Raw genomic sequence first — 19,450 nt, 5'->3', positions numbered from 1 at the left:
CTACAACGTCAGCACGGCCGCCGGCAACGACAGATCCTTGACCTTGCCCGCCGCCTTGTCGGCGTCGGCGCGCGTGGCGAAGGGGCCGACACGCACGCGCGTGCGATCGCCGTCGGATGTCTTCGCCACGTTGGTATAGGTCTTGAGGCCCGCTTTTTCCAGCTTCTGGCGCACTTCGCGCGCCTTGGCAGCGTCGGCAAAAGCGCCGACCTGCACCACGAAACGGGCGCCGTTCTCGGCGGCGGCGGCCTGGCTCGCGGAACCGCCCTCGAGCAAGGCGCGGGCACGGGCGCTGTCTTCGCTGGCTGCCGGCTTGGGGGCGGGCTGCTTGGATTCGGCCTTCGCCTCGGGCTTGGGTTCCGGCTTGGGTTCGGGTTTAGGCTCCGGCTTGGGATCCGGCCTGGGTTCGGGCTTGTGCTCAGGCTTGGCGGACGGCGTGCTGATCTCGCTGCCGTCGGCTCGCTCGGTGATCACGCCGGCCGCAGACGCCACGCGGCGGCTGCTGTCGCTGTCGGGCTTGGCCGCGGCTTCAGGCTTGGGTGCAGCCGGCGCGGGCGGCACAGCCAGGGGCTTGGCCTTGTTGCGGTCCGGAATCTCGATGGGGATGTCGGCCGACACCGGCCGCGGCTGGGTGTCGAACAGAAGCGGAAAGCCGATCACGCCGACCAGCACCAGCACGGCCGCGCCCAGCAGGCGATGACGTGCCCGGCGGCGCATCGTTTCGACGCTCTCGGCCGGGGCCGCTGCCGCAGGTGCACTGCGCGCTTCGTTGCCCTGTTGACCAGCCGAGCGAAACTTGAAAAACGCCATGAACGTCGATCCTGAAGGTGCAGCGAGATGTGGGGTCGAGGGCCGAAACTCAAGGACCGCTCAGTCAAGGACCGGTCAGGCGTCCGGCAGCAGGTGTCTGGCTTGCAGACGGGGCGTTCCGTGCTGGAGCACGCCACCTACCGTGAAGAACGATCCGAAGACCACGATTCTATCAGCGGGGTCTGCAGCGGCGACGGCTGCGTCCAGGGCGGCCTGTGGCGATGCGTGGGTACTTCCGGCCACGTCGGTGCGGGTGTTCTGGGCCCGCCAGGCGGCGGCCAGGTCGCCGGCGCTGGCCGCGCGCGGCGTGGGCAGGTCGCAGAAGTACCAGCGGTCGACCAGCGGCCCGATGCGCGCCAGGATCGGCGCCAGGTCCTTGTCCGCCATCACGCCGAACACGGCGTGGGTGGTGGGATAGAAGCCCATGGCATCCAGATTCTCGGCCAGCGCGGCCACGGCGTGCGCGTTGTGCGCCACGTCCAGCACCAGCGTCGGCTGGCCCGGCACGATCTGGAAGCGCCCCGGCAGCTCGACCAGGCTCAAGCCCACGCGCACCGCCTGCGCGGTGATGGGCAGCTTCTGGCGCAGCGATTCCAGTGCCGCCAGCACGCCGGCCGCGTTGATCAACTGGTTGGCACCGCGCAGCGCCGGATAGGCCAGCCCGCTGTAGCGGCGCCCGCGGCCGGCCCAGCCCCATTGCTGCTTGTCGCCCGCCACGTTGAAGTCGTGCCCGAAGCGCCAGAGCTCGGCGCCGATCTCCGTGGCCCGCGCCAGCACGCTGGCTGGCGGCACCGGGTCGCTGACGATGACCGGGCGGCCGGTGCGCATGATGCCGGCCTTCTCGTAGCCGATGGCCTCGCGGTCCGAGCCGAGAAAGTCCATGTGGTCCAGATCGATGCTGGTGATGACGGCGCAATCGGGATCGATGATGTTCACCGCGTCCAGCCGCCCGCCCAGGCCCACTTCCAGGATCGCCACGTCGAGCTTTTGCGCCGCCATGCAGTGCAGGATGGCCAGGGTGGTGAACTCGAAATAGGTCAGGGACACCTCGCCGCGCGCGGCCTCCACGGCCTCGAAATGCGGCACCAGCGCCTGGCCGTCGACCGGCTGGCCCGACAGGCGCAGCCGCTCTTCGAAATGCACCAGGTGCGGCGAGCTGTAGACGCCGGTGCGGTAGCCGGCGTTCATCAGGATCGATTCCAGCATGGCGCAGGTCGAGCCCTTGCCATTGGTGCCGGCCACGGTGATCACCGGGCAGGCGAAAGCCAGGCCGAGGCGCTGCGCCACCAGGCGCACCCGATCCAGGCCCAGTTCGATGTTCTTGGTGTGCAGTCGCTCGGCGTGAGCGAGCCATTCGCTAAGGGTTTGCATGAGCCTTCGATTGTCGCCGACCACGGGCGACGGCATGATTCGCAGCCATGAGCACCACCGCGAACACCACCGTCTACGGCATCAGCAATTGCGACACCGTCAAGCGCGCCCGCGCCTGGCTCAGCGAGCACGGCGTTGACTACACCTTTCACGACTTCAAGAAGCTGGGCGTGCCCGAGCCCGAGTTGGACAACTGGCTGGCCGCGGCCGGCTGGGAGACGCTGCTCAATCGGCGCGGCACCATGTGGCGCGGGCTGGATGACGCCACCCGTGACGCGGTGGTCGATACGGCATCGGCACGCCAGGCGCTGCTCGCCTACCCCAGCCTGATCAAGCGGCCGGTGGTGCAATGGCCGGGGCGGCCGCAGGTTAGCGTTGGCTTCGACGCGCAGGCCTGGGAGGCGCTGGCCGTGAAGGTAAAAGGGTGAACCCGGCGTTCGAAATCGTGTCGAACCTCGCATACGAGGAGATTCAGCGATGACCACCACCACCAACAACAAACTTTCTCTGCGCAAGCTGCTCGGCGCCTCCCTGCTGGCCGCACTCGCGGGCAGCCCGGCAGCCTGGGCGCAACAGGAACAGGGGCGCGTGATCTCGAGCACCCCGATCCGCACGGGCGACGGCGTGGCCGGCTATTCCGTCACCTACGAATACGCCGGCCGCCAGTACAGCACCCGCACCGACAGCCCGCCCGGCGATTTCATTGCGGTGCAGGTAACGCCGATGGGCGTGATGACTTCTCAGCAGCAGCAAGAGCAACAGCCGCAATACGAGGCCGAAGCGCCCGCTGCCAACAATTCGTCGTCCGAGCCCTGGCGCAACGTGACGCCGGAACCCGGCGTGGTGATTTCCGGCGGCAGCGTGACGCCGGCGCCCATTCCCGCACCGCAGGTGGTCTACCAGGGCGCGCCGGCGGTGGTCTACGCGGCACCGCCTCCTGTCTACGTGGCACCCGGTTACGGCTACGGCGGCTACGGCGGCTACGGCTATGGCTATCCCGCCTATGGCTACGGCTACCCGCCGATCGGGCTGTCGCTCAATTTCGGCTACAGCTACTCGCGCGGATATCGCGGCTATCGCGGCTGGCGCTGAATCTAGGCTAGCGCTGAATCTAGAATCGCCCGCCATGAGCAGCACCAACACCCCGCAAGCCACCCTTGGCAACGTGAGCGTCGCCACCAAGGCCAACGTCTATTTCGACGGCAAGTGCGTGAGCCACAACCTCACCCTGGCCGACGGCACGAAGAAGTCCGTCGGCGTGATCCTGCCCTCTACCCTCACCTTCAGCACCGGCGCGCCGGAAATCATGGAAGGCGCGGGCGGCAGTTGCGAATACCTGCTGGCGGGCAGCTCGGAGTGGGTGCGCTCGGGCGCGGGCGAGAAGTTCAGCGTGCCGGGCAACTCCAGCTTCCAGATCCGGGTGACGGGCGAGCCTTACAGCTACATCTGCCACTTCGGCTGAGCCGCCTCGCTCACACCACCACCGGCTCCGGCTCGAGCCGGATGCCGAAGCGCTCGTACACGCTGGTCTGGATGGCCTTGGCCAGGGTCATGACCTCGCCGCCGGTGACCGGGTTCTGGGCGCCGCCGCGATTGACCAGCACCAGCGCCTGCTTCTCGTAGACACCGGCATTGCCCACCGACTTGCCCTTCCAGCCGCAGGCATCGATCAGCCAGCCGGCCGCCAGCTTGATGCTGCCGTCGTCCATCGGGTAGTGCACGATCTTCGGGTCGCGCGCGATGATGTCGGCGCACTGCTCGGGCGTCACGGTCGGGTTCTTGAAGAAACTGCCCGCATTGCCCAGCACCCGCCAATCCGGCAGCTTGGCGCGGCGGATGGCGCAGATCCAGTCGAAGATGTCCTGGGCGCTGGGCGAGGCATTGCCGGTCTCGGCCATCTTGCGCTCCAGGTCGAGGTAGCCCAGCACCGGCTTCCACGGCCGCGGCAGCCGGAAGCGCACGCGGGTGATCAGCGCCCTGCCCGCCAGGCCGAAATCGTTCGGGCCGCTCGCCAGGTGCTTGAACACCGAGTCGCGGTAGCCGAAGGCGCACTGCGCGGCGTCCAGTGTGAAAGTCTGGCCGGTCTGCAGGTCGATGCCGTCCAGCGATTCGAAGCGGTCCTGCAGCTCGACCCCATAGGCGCCGATGTTCTGCACCGGCGCGCCGCCCACGGTACCGGGGATCAGCGCCATGTTTTCCAGGCCCGGGAAGCCCTGCGCCAGGCTCCACCGCACCGTGTCGTGCCAGATCTCGCCGGCGCCCACCTCGACGATCCAGGCCCGGTCATTGGCCTCGACCAGGCGGCGGCCCATGATCTCGACCTTGAGCACCAGCGCCTTGACGTCGCCTGTCAGCACGATGTTGCTGCCCCCGCCCAGCACGAATTTGGGTGCGTGATGCCACGCCGGGTCGGCCAGCACCGCCGCCACATCGGCCTCGTCGTGCACGCGCACCAGGTGCTGCGCGCGCGCGACGATGCCAAAGCTGTTGTAGGGTTGCAGTGCGACGTTTTGCTCCACGATCATGGGAGAATTGTCTCATTCACTCTTGCCACCCGCGCATCCCTGGAGAGCCTGCCATGCCGTCATTCGATACCGTCTGCGAACCCGACCTGCCGGAGGTCAAGAATGCCGTGGAGAACACGGCCAAGGAAATCGCGACCCGCTTTGATTTCAAGGGCACGGCGGCCGCGGTCGAGCTGAAGGAAAAAGAAATCACCCTGATCGGCGACGCCGACTTCCAGCTGGTGCAGATCGAGGACATCCTTCGCAACAAGATGACCAAGCGCAATGTCGACGTGCGCTTTCTCGAGAAGGGCAACGTCCAGAAGATCGGCGGCGACAAGGTCAAGCAGGTGTTCAAGGTCAAGAGCGGCATCGAGTCCGAGCAGGCCAAGAAGATCACCCGCATCATCAAGGACAGCAAGCTCAAGGTGCAGGCCGCCATCCAGGGCGATGCGGTGCGCATCACCGGCGCCAAGCGCGACGACCTGCAGGCCGCCATGGCCCTGATCAAGAAGGACGTGCCGGACATGCCGCTGTCCTTCAACAACTTCCGCGACTGATCAAAAAACCGCCCTCATGAAAACATCCCGCCTGCCAGTGGCCGCCCTCCTCCCCTTGGCGCTGGCAGCGGGCCTCGCGCGGGCCGAGTCGGTGATGCTCACCGGCACCATCGGCAGCCGCGCCATCCTGATGGTCGACGGCGGCGCGCCGCGCACCGTGGCGCCTGGCGAGAAGCTGGGCAATGTGCGGCTGGTGTCGGTGCAGGGCGACCAGGCCGTGGTCGAGGTCAGCGGCCAGCGCAGCACCTTGCGCATGGATACGCCTGTGAGCGTGGGCGGCGGTGGCGGCGGCCTCAATGGCACGCGCATCGTGCTGCCGGCCAACAGCGGCGGGCATTTCCTGACGCCCGGCAGCATCAACGGCCGTACCGTCAACTTCATGGTCGACACCGGCGCCACCCTGGTGGCGATTTCCGCCGCCGACGCCTTGCGCATCGGGCTCGAGTACAAGAAGCTGCAGCCGGTCAGGATCAACACCGCCAATGGCATCGGCCAGGCCTACCGGGTCAAGCTCACCGCCGTGCGCATCGGCGACGTCGAGATCTACGACGTCGACGGGCTCGTTTCGGAGCAGCCCATGCCCTATGTGCTGCTGGGCAACAGCTTCATCAACCGCTTTTCGATGACGCGGGACAGCGACCAGATGGTGCTGCAGAAGCGCTACTGAAAGCGCCTATGAGGCCTGTGCGGCCTACGCGGCCTGCGCTGCCGTGACCACGATCTCGATCCGGTAGCCGTCCTTGACCATCAGCGCCTGCACCGTGGCGCGCGGCGGCGTGTTGCCGGCCGGAATCCAGGCATCCCACACCTCGTTCATGGCGCCGATCTCGCTGATGTCTTTCAGGAAGATCTGCGTCATCAGGATGCGCGACTTGTCGCTGCCCGCCTCGAGCAACAGGCGTTCCACCATGCCCAGGACCTCGGCGGTCTGGCCCTTGATGTCTTTCGTGAGGTCGTCCGGCACCTGGCCGGCCAGGTAGACCGTGCCGTTGTGCACTGCCGTCTCCGACAGGCGCGGACCGACGTGAAAGCGCTGGATGCTGCCCATGTTCATTTCCCTTCAGCGTTCTTGGGCGCGGACTTGGCGCCCAGTTTGGATTCGGTGCCGGCCATGAGCCGGCGGACGTTCTCGCGGTGCCGCCAGACCAGCAGCAGGCTCATGACCACCAGGGCCAGCAGTGCCACGGCGCTCAGCGGCCAGGCGATGCCACCGCCCATCAGGTAGTAGGCCGGCGCAAAGAAGGCAGCGGCCAGCGAAGCCAGCGACGAGTAGCGAAAGAAGACCGCGACGATCAGCCAGGTGAGGCCAGTCGCCAGGCCCAGCAACGGCGCGACGCCCACCAGCACACCGGCCGCAGTCGCAACGCCCTTGCCGCCCTGGAAGCGGAAGAACACCGGATACAGATGGCCGAGGAAGGCGGCGAGGCCAGCGAGTGCCGCAGTGTCCAGTCCCATGCCATGCGCGGCGCCGAACTGCACGATCAGGAACACCGGCAGCCAGCCCTTGAGGGCGTCCAGCAGCAAGGTGGCCAGCGCCGCGCCCTTGCGGCCGGAACGCAGCACGTTGGTGGCGCCTGGATTCTTGCTGCCGTAGCTGCGCGGGTCCGCCATGCCGAGCACCTTGCTCACGATCACCGCAAAAGAGAGCGAACCCACGAGGTAGGACGCCGCGATGGCAAGCAGGGACAAGGGATTGAGAAAGCTCAAGGACGCGCTCCGGGCCGTAACAGGATGAAGCGGGCTATTCTGCCAGCGCGCATTGCACCGGCTTGGCGCCCAGCAACTGCACGCACGCCTGCGGCTCGATGCCCACCAGATAGCCGCGGCGCCCGCCGTTGATGACGATGCGCGGCAGCGTCAGGATGCTGGATTCGATGTACACCGGCATCGCGCGCCGCGTGCCGAACGGCGAGGTGCCGCCCACCAGGTAGCCGCTGTGCCGCTGCGCCACCTCGGGCTTGCAAGGCTCGACCGACTTGGCGCCAATCTGCCGCGCCAGGTTCTTGGTCGATACGGTGCGGTTGCCGTGCATCAGCACGATGAGGGGCTTGGCGTCCTGGTCCTGCATCACCAGCGTCTTGACGACGGTGAAAGGGTCGAAGCCCAGCACCTGCGCACTGTGCTGCGCCCCGCCGTGCTCCAGATACTCGTAGGGGTGCTCGGTGAACGCGACCTGGTTCGCCCGGAGCATCTGCGTCGCCGGAGTTTCCGAGACATGCGCCGACTTCTTGCTCATGCGGCCCTTAGGCTCAGAAAGCGGGATCGCGGATCTCCCAGCGGATCTTGTCGATCTCGGCCAGCAGTTCGGGCGACAGCGTGGTGCCCCAGGCATCCAGGTTCTCGTCGAGCTGCGCCAGACCGGTCACGCCGATGATGGTGCTGGCCACGCGCCAGTTGGTGTAGCAAAAGGCCAGCGCCATTTGGGCGGGCGTCAGGCCATGCTCGCGGGCCAGCGCGTTGTAGCGGCGTGCTGCCTTGAGTGCGTCGGCGCGGCCCCAGCGCTGCTTGCGCACCGATTCGTAGCGGGCGATGCGCGCATCCTTGGGTGCATCGGGGCCTTCGATGCCGCCCTGATCGTACTTGCCGGTGAGCAGGCCGAAGCCCATCGGCGAATAGGGAATCGCGGACACGCCCAGGCGGTGCATGCTTTCGTCCAGGCCGTTCTCGGGCCAGCGATTCAGCAGGCAGTAGGCGTTCTGCACCGTGGCCACGCGCGGCAGGCCGTGCTGCTCGGCCAGGCGCACGAACTCGTGCACGCCGTAGGGCGTTTCGTTCGACAGGCCGATGGCGCGCACCTTGCCGGCCTTCACCAGGCTGCCCAGGGCTTCCAGCTGCGCAAGGATCGGCGTGGCGGAGCGCTCTTGCTTGGGGTCGTAGACCATCGAGCCGAAGGCCGGCACGTGGCGCTCGGGCCAATGGATCTGGTAGAGGTCGATCACGTCGGTCTGCAGGCGCTTCAGGCTGGCGTTGCATGACGCCACGATGTCCTCGGCCGTCATGCCGTCGCCCTCGCGCACCCAGGGCATGCCGCGCGATGGGCCGGCCACCTTGGTGGCCAGCACCACCTTGGCACGTGCGCCGGGGTTGCTGGCGAACCAGTTGCCGATGATGGTCTCGGTGGCGCCGAAGGTCTCCGCGCGCGTCGGCACGGCGTACACCTCGGCCGTGTCGATGAAGTTGACGCCGCGCTCGAGCGCGCGGCCAAGAATGGCGTGGGCCGCGGCCTCGCTCACTTGCTCGCCGAAGGTCATGGTGCCCAGGCAGATGGGGGTGACGCGCAGATCGCTCTGGCCGAGTTGGACGTTGGGGCTGAAGGTGCTCATGGCCCGCGATTCTAGGAAGGCATGGGCAATCGTGCCGGCTGCTTATGATTGCCCCGCATGTACCAGCCACGCCGCATCAGCCGCAGTGAATTCGTGCCCTTGCGAGGCCTTGAGCACCATGTGCGCATCTGGGGCGATCTCGCATCCGGATTGCCGCCCATCGTCATGCTGCATGGCTGGATGGATGTCGGCGCCTCCTTCCAGTTCGTGGTCGACGCACTGGCCGGCAACCGGCCGGTGATCGCGCCCGACTGGCGGGGCTTCGGCCTGACGGATGCGCGCGGCACCGACAACTTCTGGTTTCCCGACTACCTGGCCGACCTGGACGGCCTGCTCGATCACTACCTGGCCGACCAGCCGGCCGACATCGTGGGCCACAGCATGGGCGGCAACGTGTCCATGTTCTATGCCGGCGCGCGGCCGGCGCGGGTGCGGCGCCTGGTCAACCTCGAAGGCTTCGGCATGCCGCGCACCCAGCCCGAGCAGGCGCCGGCGCGCTACAGCAAGTGGATGGACGAGCTCAAATCCCACGCGCGCGGCGAGATGAACTTGCAGACCTACCCGGAGCTCGCGGGCGTGGCGCGGCGGCTGATGCGCACCAACCCGCGCCTTTCGCAGGACAAGGCCGACTGGCTGGCGTCGCATTGGGCCGCCCAGCGCACACGCGAGGACGGCAGCACGGCCTGGGCCATCCTGGGGGATGCCTCCCACAAGATCGTCAACGCCAATCTCTACCGCGTGGACGAGGCGGTCGAGTTGTACAAGGCCATCAGCGCGCCGGTGCTGGCGGTGGAAGCTGCCGATGGCGTGCTCAAGACCTGGAAGGCGCGCGGCATCGAAGACGACATGCTCTCGCGCCTGCGCCAGGTGCCGCGCATCGAGTTCGTGCGGCTCGAGGACGCCGGCCACATGATGCACCACGACCAGCCGGAGAAGGTCGCCGCCCTGATCGCGGCGTTCATCGACCGTTCATGAAGCGCACTTGCACGTCTGCGAAAATGCGCGGCTCTTGAATCGAGCCATACAAAGAAGAATGAAGTTTGCCTTCCTTGGCCGCACATTCCGCGCATCCCGCGCATGCGGCCTGGCCCTCGGCCTGCTCTTCACTGCCCAGGCGCCGGTTGCCAATGCTCAGGATGCGGACCTGGGCGCGCCCTTCGATGGCTGGGAGATGACGTTCTCGCCCTTCACCTACCACTTCAGCCGCGAGTGGCACACCGACGTCTTCCTTGTCGGCCTCGAGAAGCATCGCGAGGACAACTGGCTGTGGGGCGGCGCCCTGTTCCGCAACTCCTTCAGCCAGCCATCGGGCACCGTGTACGTCGGCTACCAGTGGAACAATCTGTTCGGCATGCCGGCCTTGTATTTCAAGCTGGTGGGCGGCGTCATGTACGGCTACGTGGACGAGTACGAGGACAAGGTGCCCTTCAACCACAACGGCTTCTCGCCGATCATCCTGCCGGGCATCGGGTATCGCCTCACGCCCAAGGACGCGCTGCAGGTCATTGCGCTGGGCGGCAACGCCATCATGTTCTCCTACAACCGCCGCTTCTGACGCGCCGGTCGTCATGCCTTCAGGGCCTTTGCCCGCCATGCGAAAATGCCCGGTTTCTCCAAACACCGGCAGGACACTCACATGGATGCAGAACAAATCAACCAGATCGGCGCCACCCTGGCAGACCTGAGCCAGCGCACGGTGGATCTCCGGAGGTATCTTTGACGCCGATGCCAAAGCTGAACGGCTGCGCACGGTAAACGCCTCGCTGGAAGATCCGGCGGTCTGGAACGACCCCAAGAAGGCCCAGGAACTGGGCAAGGAAAAGAAGGCGCTCGACAGCGTCGTGCTGGTGCTCGACGCCCTGGGCAGCGAACTGGCCGACAACACCGAACTGTTCGAGATGTCCAAGGCCGACGAGGACTTCGACGGCCTGCAGGCCATTGCCGACGACGCGGCCCGCATTGCGCAAGAGATCGAGAAGCTCGAGTTCCGCCGCATGTTCAACAACCCAGCCGACCCGTGCAACGCCTTCCTGGACATCCAGGCCGGCGCCGGCGGCACCGAGGCCTGCGACTGGGCCAGCATGCTCTTGCGCCAGTACCTGCGCTATGCCGAGCGCAAGGGCTTCAAGACCCAGATCGAGGATGAAACGCCCGGCGACACCGCCGGCATCAAGGGCGCGACCATCAAGATCGAGGGCGAATACGCCTACGGCCTCTTGCGCACCGAAACTGGCGTGCACCGCCTGGTGCGCAAGTCGCCTTTCGACTCGTCCGGCGGGCGCCACACCAGCTTTGCCAGCGTCTTCGTCTACCCGGAAATCGACGACTCGATCGAGATCGAGATCAACCCGGCCGACGTGCGCACCGACACCTACCGCGCGTCCGGCGCCGGCGGCCAGCACATCAACAAGACCGATTCGGCGGTGCGCCTGACGCACATGCCCACCGGCATCGTGGTGCAGTGCCAGGACAGCCGCAGCCAGCACAGCAATCGCGACGTCGCCTGGCGACGCCTGCGCTCGCGCCTGTACGACCACGAGATGCGCAAGCGCCAGGAAGAGCAGCAGAAGCTGGAAGACAGCAAGACCGACGTCGGCTGGGGCCACCAGATCCGCAGCTACGTGCTCGATCAGAGCCGTATCAAGGACCTGCGCACCAGCCACGAGACCTCTGCCACCCAGAAGGTGCTGGACGGCGACCTCGACCCCTTCATCGAGGCCTCGCTCAAGCAAGGCGTTTAGAGTCCGGGGCGCGCGTGTGTGTGCGCGCGCCGTACAAGAACAACAACCACACGTGTTTATCTGGAGACACCCGATGCAATTTCGTGATGCTCAAGGCCAAGCTGTGGCCATTCGCCGCGAGGATTACGCCGCGCCCGCCTACTGGATCGACACGGTCGAGCTCACCTTCGACCTCGACCCCGCCAAGACCCGCGTGCTCAACCGCATGCGCCTGCGCCGCAATCCCGACGTAGAAATGCAACCCCTGCGCCTGGATGGCGACGAGCTGAACCTGGCCCGCGTGCTGGTCGACGGCCAGGGCGCGTCTTTCCGCATGGAAGGCGAGCAACTGGTGCTGGACAACCTGCCCGACGCCTTCGAGCTCGAAGTGTTCACCACCTGCCAGCCGGCGAAGAACACCAAGCTGATGGGCCTGTTCGTCAGCGAGGACACCTTCTTCACCCAGTGCGAGGCCGAGGGCTTTCGCCGCATCACCTACTTCCTGGACCGCCCGGACGTGATGGCCAGCTACTCGGTGCTGATCCGCGCCAGCAAGGCCGATTACCCGGTGCTGCTGTCCAACGGCAACCTGGTGGAGCAAGGCGATCTGCCCGAGGGCCGCCACTTCGCCAAGTGGATCGACCCCTTCAAGAAGCCCTGCTACCTGTTCGCGCTGGTGGCCGGCAAGCTGGTGGCGCGCGAGCAGCGCATCCAGGCGCGCAGCGGCAAGGAGCACCTGCTGCAGGTCTACGTGCGCGCCGGCGACCTGGACAAGACCGAGCACGCCATGAACTCGCTGATCCGCTCCATCGTCTGGGACGAGGCGCGCTTCGGCCTGCCGCTGGACCTGGAGCGCTTCATGATCGTCGCCACCAGCGACTTCAACATGGGCGCCATGGAGAACAAGGGCCTGAACATCTTCAACACGAAGTACGTTCTGGCGAACCAGGCCACCGCCACCGACGCCGACTACGGAAACATCGAAAGCGTGGTGGGCCACGAGTACTTCCACAACTGGACCGGCGACCGCGTCACCTGCCGCGACTGGTTCCAGCTGTCGCTGAAGGAAGGGCTCACGGTCTTTCGCGACCAGGAGTTCTCGCAGGACCTGTGCGCCGACGCGTCGGCGCGCGCCGTCAAGCGCATCGAAGATGTGCGCGTGCTGCGCACCGCGCAGTTCCCGGAAGACGCCGGCCCGATGGCGCATCCTGTGCGGCCCGACAGCTACGTCGAGATCAGCAACTTCTACACCGTCACCATCTACGAAAAGGGTGCCGAGGTGGTGCGGATGATGCAGACCCTGGTGGGCCGCGACGGCTTCGCCCGCGGCATGACCTTGTATTTCGAGCGCCATGACGGCCAGGCCGTGACCTGCGACGACTTCGCCCAGGCCATTGCCGACGCCAACCCGCATTCCGACCTGGCGCGCCTCTTGCCCCAGTTCAAGCGCTGGTACAGCCAGGCCGGCACGCCGCGCCTGGCCGCGCGCGGCGTCTACGACGCGGCGGAGCGCAGCTACACCCTGCACTTCGAGCAAAGTTGCGCGCCCACGCCAGGCCAGCCGGAGAAGGAGCCCTTCGTGATCCCGGTGAACGTCGGCCTGATCGGCCAGGACGGCCGCGAGCTGGCGCCGACGCAAACGCTGGTGGTGACGCAGGCCAGCGAGACCTTCACCTTCACCGACATCGACAGCGAGCCCGTGCCCTCGATCCTGCGGGCTTTTAGCGCGCCGGTGATCCTGGACCACGACTACAGCGACGCGCAGCTGCTTGGCTTGATGGCGCACGACACCGACCCCTTCAACCGCTGGGAAGCCGGCCAGCGCCTGGCGCTGCGCGCGGCCATTGCCGCGATCACCGCGCCGCCGGCCGAAGGCCCGGCCGCCACCCTGAACGACGCCTACGTCGACGCCATGCGCCGCCTGCTGCGCGACCCGTCGCTGGACGCCGCCTTCAAGGAACTGGTGCTCACCCTGCCCTCGGAGACCTACATCGCCGAGCAGCTGGACGTGGTGGACCCGCAGCGCGTGCATGCGGTGCGCGAAGCCATGCGCAGGCGCATGGCCACCGCGCTGCAGCCCGAATGGCAGCTGGCCTATGAAGAGAACCGCGACACCGGCGCCTACGCCCCCGACCCGACGTCGTCCGGCCGGCGCGCGCTGGCCGGCATGGCGCTGGCGCACCTGTGCCTGGCGGCGCACGAAAGCGGCGACACCCTGTGGCCCGGCAAGACGCTGCAGCGCTTCAAGGACGCCGGCAACATGACCGACCGCTTCAATGCACTGTCCGCCTTGGTCTCTTCGGGCCATGCGCTGGCGGCGCAGGCGCTGGCCAGCTTCCACGCCATCTTCAAGGACGAGGCGCTGGTCATCGACAAGTGGTTCTCGCTGCAGGCCGGCGCGCCGGACCGTGGCGGCGACATCCTGCCGCTGGTGCGCCAGCTGATGAAGCACCCGGACTTCTCCATCAAGAACCCGAACCGGGCGCGCAGCGTGATCTTCAGCTTCTGCAATGCCAACCCGGGCGCCTTCCACCGCCCGGATGCGGCGGGGTACGTGTTCTGGAGCGACCGCGTGATGGAGCTGGACGCCATCAACCCGCAGGTGGCGGCGCGCCTGGCGCGTGCACTGGACCGCTGGAGCAAGCTGGCCGAGCCTTACCGCAGCGCCGCGCGCGAAGCCATCGCACGCGTGGCCGCCAAACCCGACCTGAGCAAGGACACGCAGGAAGTCGTGACCCGCGCCCTGGGCAACTGAACCCCTTCACATTGATTCGATGAACCAAAAGATTTCCCTCACCCGCTACCTCGTCGAGCAGCAGCGCGAAGACGGATCGATTCCCGCGCAGCTGCGCCTTCTGCTCGAAGTGGTGGCGCGCGCCTGCAAGAGCATCAGCCAGGCCGTCAACAAAGGCGCGCTGGGCGGCGTGCTCGGCAGCGCCGAATCCGAGAACGTGCAGGGCGAAGTCCAGAAGAAGCTGGACATCATCGCCAACGAGGTGCTGATCGAGGCCAACGAGTGGGGCGGCCACCTGGCGGCCATGGCCAGCGAGGAAATGGACAGCATCCACCTGGTGCCCAACCGCTATCCGCAGGGCGAGTACCTGCTGCTGTTCGATCCGCTCGATGGCTCCTCCAATATCGACGTCAACGTCAGCATCGGCACCATCTTCAGCGTGCTGCGCAAGCCCGAGAACGGCCACGGCCAGGGCGTGCAGGAATCCGACTTCCTGCAGGCCGGCAGCAAGCAGGTGGCGGCGGGCTACTGCATCTACGGCCCACAGACCACGCTGGTGCTCACCGTGGGCAATGGCGTGGCCATGTTCACGCTGGACCGCGAGCAGGGTTCTTTCGTGCTGACGCAGGAAAACATCCAGATCCCGGCGGACACCAAGGAATTCGCGATCAACATGAGCAACCAGCGCCACTGGGACGCGCCGGTCAAGCGCTACATCGACGAATGCCTGGCGGGGAAAGATGGCCCGCGCGGCAAGGACTTCAACATGCGCTGGATCGCCAGCATGGTGGCCGACGTGCACCGCATCCTGATGCGCGGCGGCATCTTCATGTACCCCTGGGACAAGCGCGAGCCCGAGAAGGCCGGCAAGCTGCGCCTGATGTACGAAGCCAACCCCATGAGCTGGATCGTCGAACAGGCCGGCGGCGCCTCCACCAACGGCCGCCAACGCATCCTGGACATCCCGCCCGGCAAGCTGCACGAGCGAGTCGCGGTGGTGCTCGGCTCAAAAAATGAGGTCGAGCGCGTAACGAGCTATCACGAGCCGCTATAATTGAAGGCTTAGCCGGTGTAGCTCAGTCGGTAGAGCAGCTCATTCGTAATGAGAAGGTCGGGTGTTCGATTCATCTCTCCGGCACCAAGTACAGCAAGGAAAGTCCGCTATCAAGTTTGGTAGCGGACTTTTTTGCTTTCTGGCCGTGACTGCCCGCGACAAGCAGATGAGCCGGTGCTTCCACGTTGCCGCCGCGTCACACCCGCAAGCGGCCGACTGAAAGAATCGAAACCGCAGGTGCTCGCTCCCGCCTTGCAGCGACACACTTCGTTGCGCCTACGCCGGACAGCGCGCCCGGCCGAACTATCTTTCGCTTTCGTTTTGGCTTCGGCTGAGGCCCTCAACAACTCCACCAGTCAGTGAGGCTTCCATGTTCGACCGACGCACCCTCGTGGCCTGCTGCGTGCTTGCCGCTCCGTATGCTGCCTGCCTCGCGCAGCCCGCCTACACATCGGACCAGTACTTCGACAACCGCTGGTACATCACCCCGTTCGGCACCTACATCAATTCGGATAACAGCCGCCTGGCCGACGACGGCTGGGGCGGAGGCTTGGCCATCGGCAAGCCGATCAGCCCCAACTGGAACCTCGAGCTGCGCACCCAGTACGAGGAGCTCGATGCCGCATTGGGCGGCCCGGGCAAGTACAAGAACTGGAGCGCCTCGCTCGACGCGCAGTGGTTCTTCATGGGCCGCCAGGGCTTTCGCATGTGGCAGGCGGGCAGCGTGCAGCCCTATCTCGTGGGCGGCATCGGCGCCATCGACGACAAGATCAGCGGGCCGCAGGGCAGCGCCAGCAAGACCAGCTTCATGGCCAACCTCGGCGCGGGCGTCGTCTGGCCGTTTTCCACCTGGGGTCGCCTGGTGGCCGACGCACGCTATCGCTATGACGACAACCACAGCAATCTGGCCAGCGGCGGCCACATGGACGACTGGCTGTTCTCGGTGGGGCTGCAGATCCCCTTCGGCCCCGCCCCGCGCGTAGCGCAGGCGCCCCCACCACCGCCGCCCCCGGCACCGGCGATGGCTCCGCCGCCGCCACCACCTCCAGTAGCCCGCAGCGTCAGTGTCGCGGCGGACGGCACCTTCGCATTCAACAAGGCAGAGTTGACGCCCGCCGGCCGCAGCCGCATCGACAACGCGCTTCAGGAATTCAGGTCCGCGGGCTTCCAGCTGCGCTCGGTCGTCATCGTCGGCTACACCGACCCGCTCGGCCGTGACGACTACAACCAGCGGCTGTCGCAGGCTCGGGCCAACGCCGTGCGCGACCACATGGTGCGCCAGGGCGTGCCGGCCAACGTGATCCAGACCGAAGGCCGCGGCGAGGCGGACCTGAAAATCACCGAAGCCGAATGCAGGAGCCAGGGCAAGGCGAGGACGCGCACCGCCCTCATTGCCTGCCTGGAGCCGGACCGCCGCGTGGAGATCCGCGCCCAGGGCGAGCAGATGCAATAGCGCTAGCGTGGCCGCGATCCGAGCCGCCCCTTTTTGCATCGGGCGGGTTGCAGGCCAACTGCAGGCTCCTGAATAATGGCCGCCGCCGGCCAAACCCCCGCGGCCGTTCATCAGGAACAACAAGAATGCCTTTTGAAACAGTGCAGACCTCCTGGCGTCCGCGCGCACCCCACGCATCCTTTTCCCCACTCGCCACCGCCATCGCCGGATTGGCCAGCCTGATCGCCACCGCGGGCCATGCCGCGTGCGTGCCGACCTCGACCCCCGCCACCGGCGCCACCGTCGTCTGCGACGGCGTCAACACCGGGTCGACCAGCGTGATCGCCCAGCCGGGCAGCACCAACGTGACCATCACGGTGAACAGCGGCGCCACGCTGACCACCAACGCCACGCAGGCGCTGCTGGTGCAGGACGCCAGCACCATCACCAACAACGGGCAGATCACGGTGTCGGGCGGCTCGGGCAGCACGCGCTTCGCCATCGGCGGCTCGGGCAACAGCAACACCCTGATCAACAACGGCGGCATTCGCACCACCAGCGCCGGCACGGCCGGCATTTCAATCGCGGTGGGCGGCAGCAGTTCCGGCGCGCAAATCCAGAACAACGGCAGCATCACCACCACGGGCGGCAGCTCGCACGGCATCGTCACCTTCGGGCCCGGCAACACCGTCACCAACAGCGGCACCATCACGACCAGCGGAACAGCCGCCAAGGGCGTGTTCCTGCAAGGCGGCAACCTGGTGACGAACGTGCTGATCAACACCGGCACCATTAGCGCCACAGGCGCCAACACCTCGGCCACGAGCGGGTTCGCCGATGGGGTGCATGCCAACACGACAGGCGCCTCGACCTTTTTCTCGCGCGTCGAGAACCGCGCGGGCGGCATCGTCACCAGCGCCAGTTCGTACGCGCTGCGCGGACAGAACGGCAATGACACCTTCATCAATGCCGGCTTGCTCGAAGGCCACGGTGGCGCAAGCGGTGACGGCGCCATCTTCATGGGTTCGCTCGGCACCGGCACCCTGATCCTGCAAACGGGCTCCGTCATCAAGGGTGTGGCCGACGGTGGCGTCAACAAGCCCAGCAACACCTTTCTGGAAGGCAGCGGAACCGTCGACAACGTGTTCCGCAACTTCCAGAACCTGACGATGCGCGGCAGCGCCTGGTCGTGGCTGACCGATGCCAGCTTCTCCGAAAGCATCCAGGTGCAGACGGGCACCTTCACGTTGACCAGCAAGCTGACCAGCCCCGTCATCAACGTGCTGCCGGGCACCACCGTGGCCGGCACCGGCACCTTCGCCGGCAACGTGAGCAACCAGGGCACCTGGCTGCCCGGCCCAGGCAACGGCACCGGCTACGGCGCGCTGACGGTGCAAGGCAACTACACTGGCAGCAACGCGCTGCTGCAAGTCAACTCCGCGCTCGGCAACGACAGTTCGCCGGCCGACAAGCTCGTCATCGACGGCGGCGCGGCGTCCGGCAACACCGGCATCCGGGTCGTCAACCGCGGCGGCACTGGCGCGCTGACCGCTGCCGATGGCATCCTGCTGGTGCAGGCCGCCAACGGCGGAACGACCGCGGCCAATGCCTTCGCGCTGACGCAGCCCGTCGAGGCAGGCGCCTACAGCTATCGGCTGTTCCGTGGCGGCGCGACCGGCGGCAACGCCGACAACTGGTACCTGCGCTCGAACGCCTTTGTCGTCGCGGGCGTCGTCGTCGGCTCGGCGGCCGAGGCGGCGGCGGTGGTCGCGGCCTTGCAACCGCCTCCGGCACCGGGTGCACCGCCGCCAGCGCCGGGTGCGCCGCCCGCCGTCCCGATCCCCATCGAACAGGTCAATCTGTACCGTCCCGAGGTCGCGCTCTACAGCGCCGTGCCGCAGGTGGTGCGCCGCGCCAGTCTGCTGCAGTTGGGGACCTTTCATGAACGGCAGGGCGATCAGCAGCTGATGGCCAGCGGCGAAAAGGCGCAGGCCTCGTGGGGCCGGGTGTTCGGCCAGAACGTCGACCAGACCCTGCGCGGCGATGCCGATCCGCACTTCGACGGCACCGTGAGCGGCCTGCAACTGGGCCACGACTTCCATGTCGGCATGAGTGACTCGGGCGCGCGCGACCGCATCGGCTTGCTGGGCGGCTATACGCGTGCCAGCGGCGACGTGAGCGGGCTGGCCGGCGGCATGCGGGACACGGCGGTCGGCAGCCTCACGATCGAAGGCTATGGGCTGGGCGCCTACTGGACCCATATCGGCAGCAGCGGCTGGTACACCGACACGGTGTTGATGGCCGGCCGGTACGAGACCGATGCACGCTCCACGCTCGGCCGCGGCGGGAAGCCGGATGCCAAGACCTTGACGGCATCGTTCGAGGCCGGCTATCCGCTGGCGCTGACCGAACAGCTGGCGCTTGAGCCGCAAGGGCAGCTGATCTGGCAGCGCAGCACCTTCGACAGCTTCGACGACGGCGTCTCCGCCGTCGACATCCGGAACGACAACGCCGTGACCGGGCGCATTGGCGCGCGGCTGCAGGGCAACTTCAGCGGCACGGGCGGCACGTGGAGGCCGTACCTGAAGGCAAACCTCTGGCACACCTTCAGCGGCAGCAGCGAAGTCGTGTTCGGCTTTGGCGACACCATCGGCACGCGTCGCAATTCGACTGCGCTGGAAGTGGGCGTGGGGGTTACCGGGCAACTGAGCCGCGCCTTCGCGGTGTACGGCGGCCTGGCCTACACCCGGGACATCGACAGCACCGAACAGCGCGACACGCAGGGCCAGGTGGGGATGCGCTACACGTGGTGGTGAGCTAGGAGCCTGCGCGGCAGAGAGCGGGGTCCGCGCCGGGGCGATTTGCGGCGCCAGCCTAGGCGCCGGCGAGGCCGTGTGGCTGGCCACACAACGAGCCGGCAACAACGGATGGCGCCGCAAATC

General features: G+C 66.9%; 19 protein-coding genes and 1 tRNA gene. 13 read left to right on the top strand and 7 right to left on the bottom strand.

Going from position 1 to position 19,450, the window contains the following annotated elements; all coding sequences use genetic code 11:
• Both ACIPRI_RS19245 and folC read right to left on the bottom strand, forming a co-directional pair.
• Nucleotides 1–810, bottom strand: coding sequence for an SPOR domain-containing protein (locus ACIPRI_RS19245; protein ID WP_446623084.1), 810 nt, complete (start codon nt 808–810; stop codon nt 1–3).
• Nucleotides 811–885: 75 nt separating this feature from the next.
• Entirely contained in the window at nt 886–2,181 is a 1,296-nt protein-coding gene (gene folC / locus ACIPRI_RS19240; protein ID WP_446623083.1) for a bifunctional tetrahydrofolate synthase/dihydrofolate synthase, read from the bottom strand.
• A 47-nt stretch (nt 2,182–2,228) separates the two neighbouring features.
• On the opposite strand from folC, the gene ACIPRI_RS19235 reads away from it, so the two are divergent.
• From ACIPRI_RS19235 to ppnP, 3 genes are read left to right on the top strand one after another with little or no spacing between them, the layout of a single operon-like run.
• Nucleotides 2,229–2,609, top strand: coding sequence for an arsenate reductase (locus tag ACIPRI_RS19235; protein WP_446623082.1), 381 nt, complete (start codon nt 2,229–2,231; stop codon nt 2,607–2,609).
• Nucleotides 2,610–2,658: 49 nt separating this feature from the next.
• Nucleotides 2,659–3,273, top strand: a complete 615-nt coding sequence (locus ACIPRI_RS19230) for a hypothetical protein (RefSeq protein WP_446623081.1) — start codon at nt 2,659–2,661, stop codon at nt 3,271–3,273.
• Between the two features lie 34 nt (nt 3,274–3,307).
• A complete protein-coding gene (gene ppnP, locus ACIPRI_RS19225; RefSeq protein ID WP_446623080.1) occupies nt 3,308–3,643 on the top strand; it encodes a pyrimidine/purine nucleoside phosphorylase in 336 nt (111 codons plus the stop codon).
• A gap of 10 nt (nt 3,644–3,653) precedes the next feature.
• Here ppnP and murB read toward each other — a convergent pair whose 3' ends face one another.
• Nucleotides 3,654–4,706, bottom strand: coding sequence for a UDP-N-acetylmuramate dehydrogenase (gene murB, locus ACIPRI_RS19220; protein ID WP_446623079.1), 1,053 nt, complete (start codon nt 4,704–4,706; stop codon nt 3,654–3,656).
• A gap of 53 nt (nt 4,707–4,759) precedes the next feature.
• Here murB and ACIPRI_RS19215 point away from each other — a divergent pair, with 53 nt between their 5' ends.
• Both ACIPRI_RS19215 and ACIPRI_RS19210 read left to right on the top strand, forming a co-directional pair.
• On the top strand, nt 4,760–5,245 hold the full coding sequence (locus tag ACIPRI_RS19215) for a YajQ family cyclic di-GMP-binding protein (RefSeq protein WP_446623078.1): 486 nt from the start codon (nt 4,760–4,762) through the stop codon (nt 5,243–5,245).
• Between the two features lie 16 nt (nt 5,246–5,261).
• Nucleotides 5,262–5,912, top strand: coding sequence for a TIGR02281 family clan AA aspartic protease (locus tag ACIPRI_RS19210; protein WP_446623077.1), 651 nt, complete (start codon nt 5,262–5,264; stop codon nt 5,910–5,912).
• Between the two features lie 24 nt (nt 5,913–5,936).
• On the opposite strand, the gene ACIPRI_RS19205 is transcribed toward ACIPRI_RS19210, so the two are convergent.
• Genes ACIPRI_RS19205 through ACIPRI_RS19190 form a run of 4 tightly spaced genes read right to left on the bottom strand, consistent with a single transcriptional unit; the run spans nt 5,937 to nt 8,568 of the window.
• Nucleotides 5,937–6,293: a RidA family protein gene (locus ACIPRI_RS19205; RefSeq protein ID WP_446623076.1), complete on the bottom strand. Its 357-nt coding sequence runs from the start codon at nt 6,291–6,293 to the stop codon at nt 5,937–5,939.
• A gap of 2 nt (nt 6,294–6,295) precedes the next feature.
• A complete protein-coding gene (plsY, locus tag ACIPRI_RS19200) occupies nt 6,296–6,952 on the bottom strand; it encodes a glycerol-3-phosphate 1-O-acyltransferase PlsY (protein ID WP_446623075.1) in 657 nt (218 codons plus the stop codon).
• A 34-nt stretch (nt 6,953–6,986) separates the two neighbouring features.
• Nucleotides 6,987–7,481, bottom strand: a complete 495-nt coding sequence (locus ACIPRI_RS19195; RefSeq protein WP_446623074.1) for an aminoacyl-tRNA deacylase — start codon at nt 7,479–7,481, stop codon at nt 6,987–6,989.
• Between the two features lie 13 nt (nt 7,482–7,494).
• On the bottom strand, nt 7,495–8,568 hold the full coding sequence (locus tag ACIPRI_RS19190; protein WP_446623073.1) for an aldo/keto reductase: 1,074 nt from the start codon (nt 8,566–8,568) through the stop codon (nt 7,495–7,497).
• Nucleotides 8,569–8,625: 57 nt separating this feature from the next.
• Between ACIPRI_RS19190 and ACIPRI_RS19185 the strand changes: the two genes are divergently transcribed.
• The 8 genes from ACIPRI_RS19185 to ACIPRI_RS19150 all read left to right on the top strand — a co-directional run bounded on the left by ACIPRI_RS19185 (nt 8,626) and on the right by ACIPRI_RS19150 (nt 19,324).
• The gene (locus ACIPRI_RS19185; RefSeq protein ID WP_446623072.1) at nt 8,626–9,543 is read left to right on the top strand and encodes an alpha/beta fold hydrolase; all 918 of its coding nucleotides are present in this window, start codon (nt 8,626–8,628) and stop codon (nt 9,541–9,543) included.
• 58 nt (nt 9,544–9,601) lie between these two features.
• Nucleotides 9,602–10,123, top strand: coding sequence for a hypothetical protein (locus tag ACIPRI_RS19180; RefSeq protein ID WP_446623071.1), 522 nt, complete (start codon nt 9,602–9,604; stop codon nt 10,121–10,123).
• Nucleotides 10,124–10,204: 81 nt separating this feature from the next.
• A protein-coding gene (gene prfB, locus ACIPRI_RS19175; RefSeq protein ID WP_446623070.1) for a peptide chain release factor 2 occupies nt 10,205–11,309 on the top strand; the annotation gives its coding sequence in 2 pieces (ribosomal slippage) (nt 10,205–10,285 and nt 10,287–11,309; 1,104 coding nt in all).
• Between the two features lie 73 nt (nt 11,310–11,382).
• Nucleotides 11,383–14,043: an aminopeptidase N gene (gene pepN, locus ACIPRI_RS19170; protein WP_446623069.1), complete on the top strand. Its 2,661-nt coding sequence runs from the start codon at nt 11,383–11,385 to the stop codon at nt 14,041–14,043.
• Nucleotides 14,044–14,062: 19 nt separating this feature from the next.
• Complete coding sequence (locus tag ACIPRI_RS19165; protein ID WP_446623068.1) at nt 14,063–15,076, top strand: class 1 fructose-bisphosphatase; 1,014 nt, start codon at nt 14,063–14,065, stop codon at nt 15,074–15,076.
• Nucleotides 15,077–15,087: 11 nt separating this feature from the next.
• Nucleotides 15,088–15,163, top strand: a tRNA-Thr gene (locus ACIPRI_RS19160).
• A gap of 283 nt (nt 15,164–15,446) precedes the next feature.
• Complete coding sequence (locus tag ACIPRI_RS19155) at nt 15,447–16,529, top strand: OmpA family protein (protein ID WP_446623067.1); 1,083 nt, start codon at nt 15,447–15,449, stop codon at nt 16,527–16,529.
• Nucleotides 16,530–16,654: 125 nt separating this feature from the next.
• Nucleotides 16,655–19,324, top strand: coding sequence for an autotransporter family protein (locus tag ACIPRI_RS19150; RefSeq protein WP_446623066.1), 2,670 nt, complete (start codon nt 16,655–16,657; stop codon nt 19,322–19,324).
• Nucleotides 19,325–19,450 lie beyond the last annotated feature (126 nt).

The organism is Variovorax sp. LARHSF232 (assembly GCF_052871435.1).
Note: the sequence above shows the minus strand (reverse complement) of the source record. Positions and strands in the feature narration are given on the sequence as shown.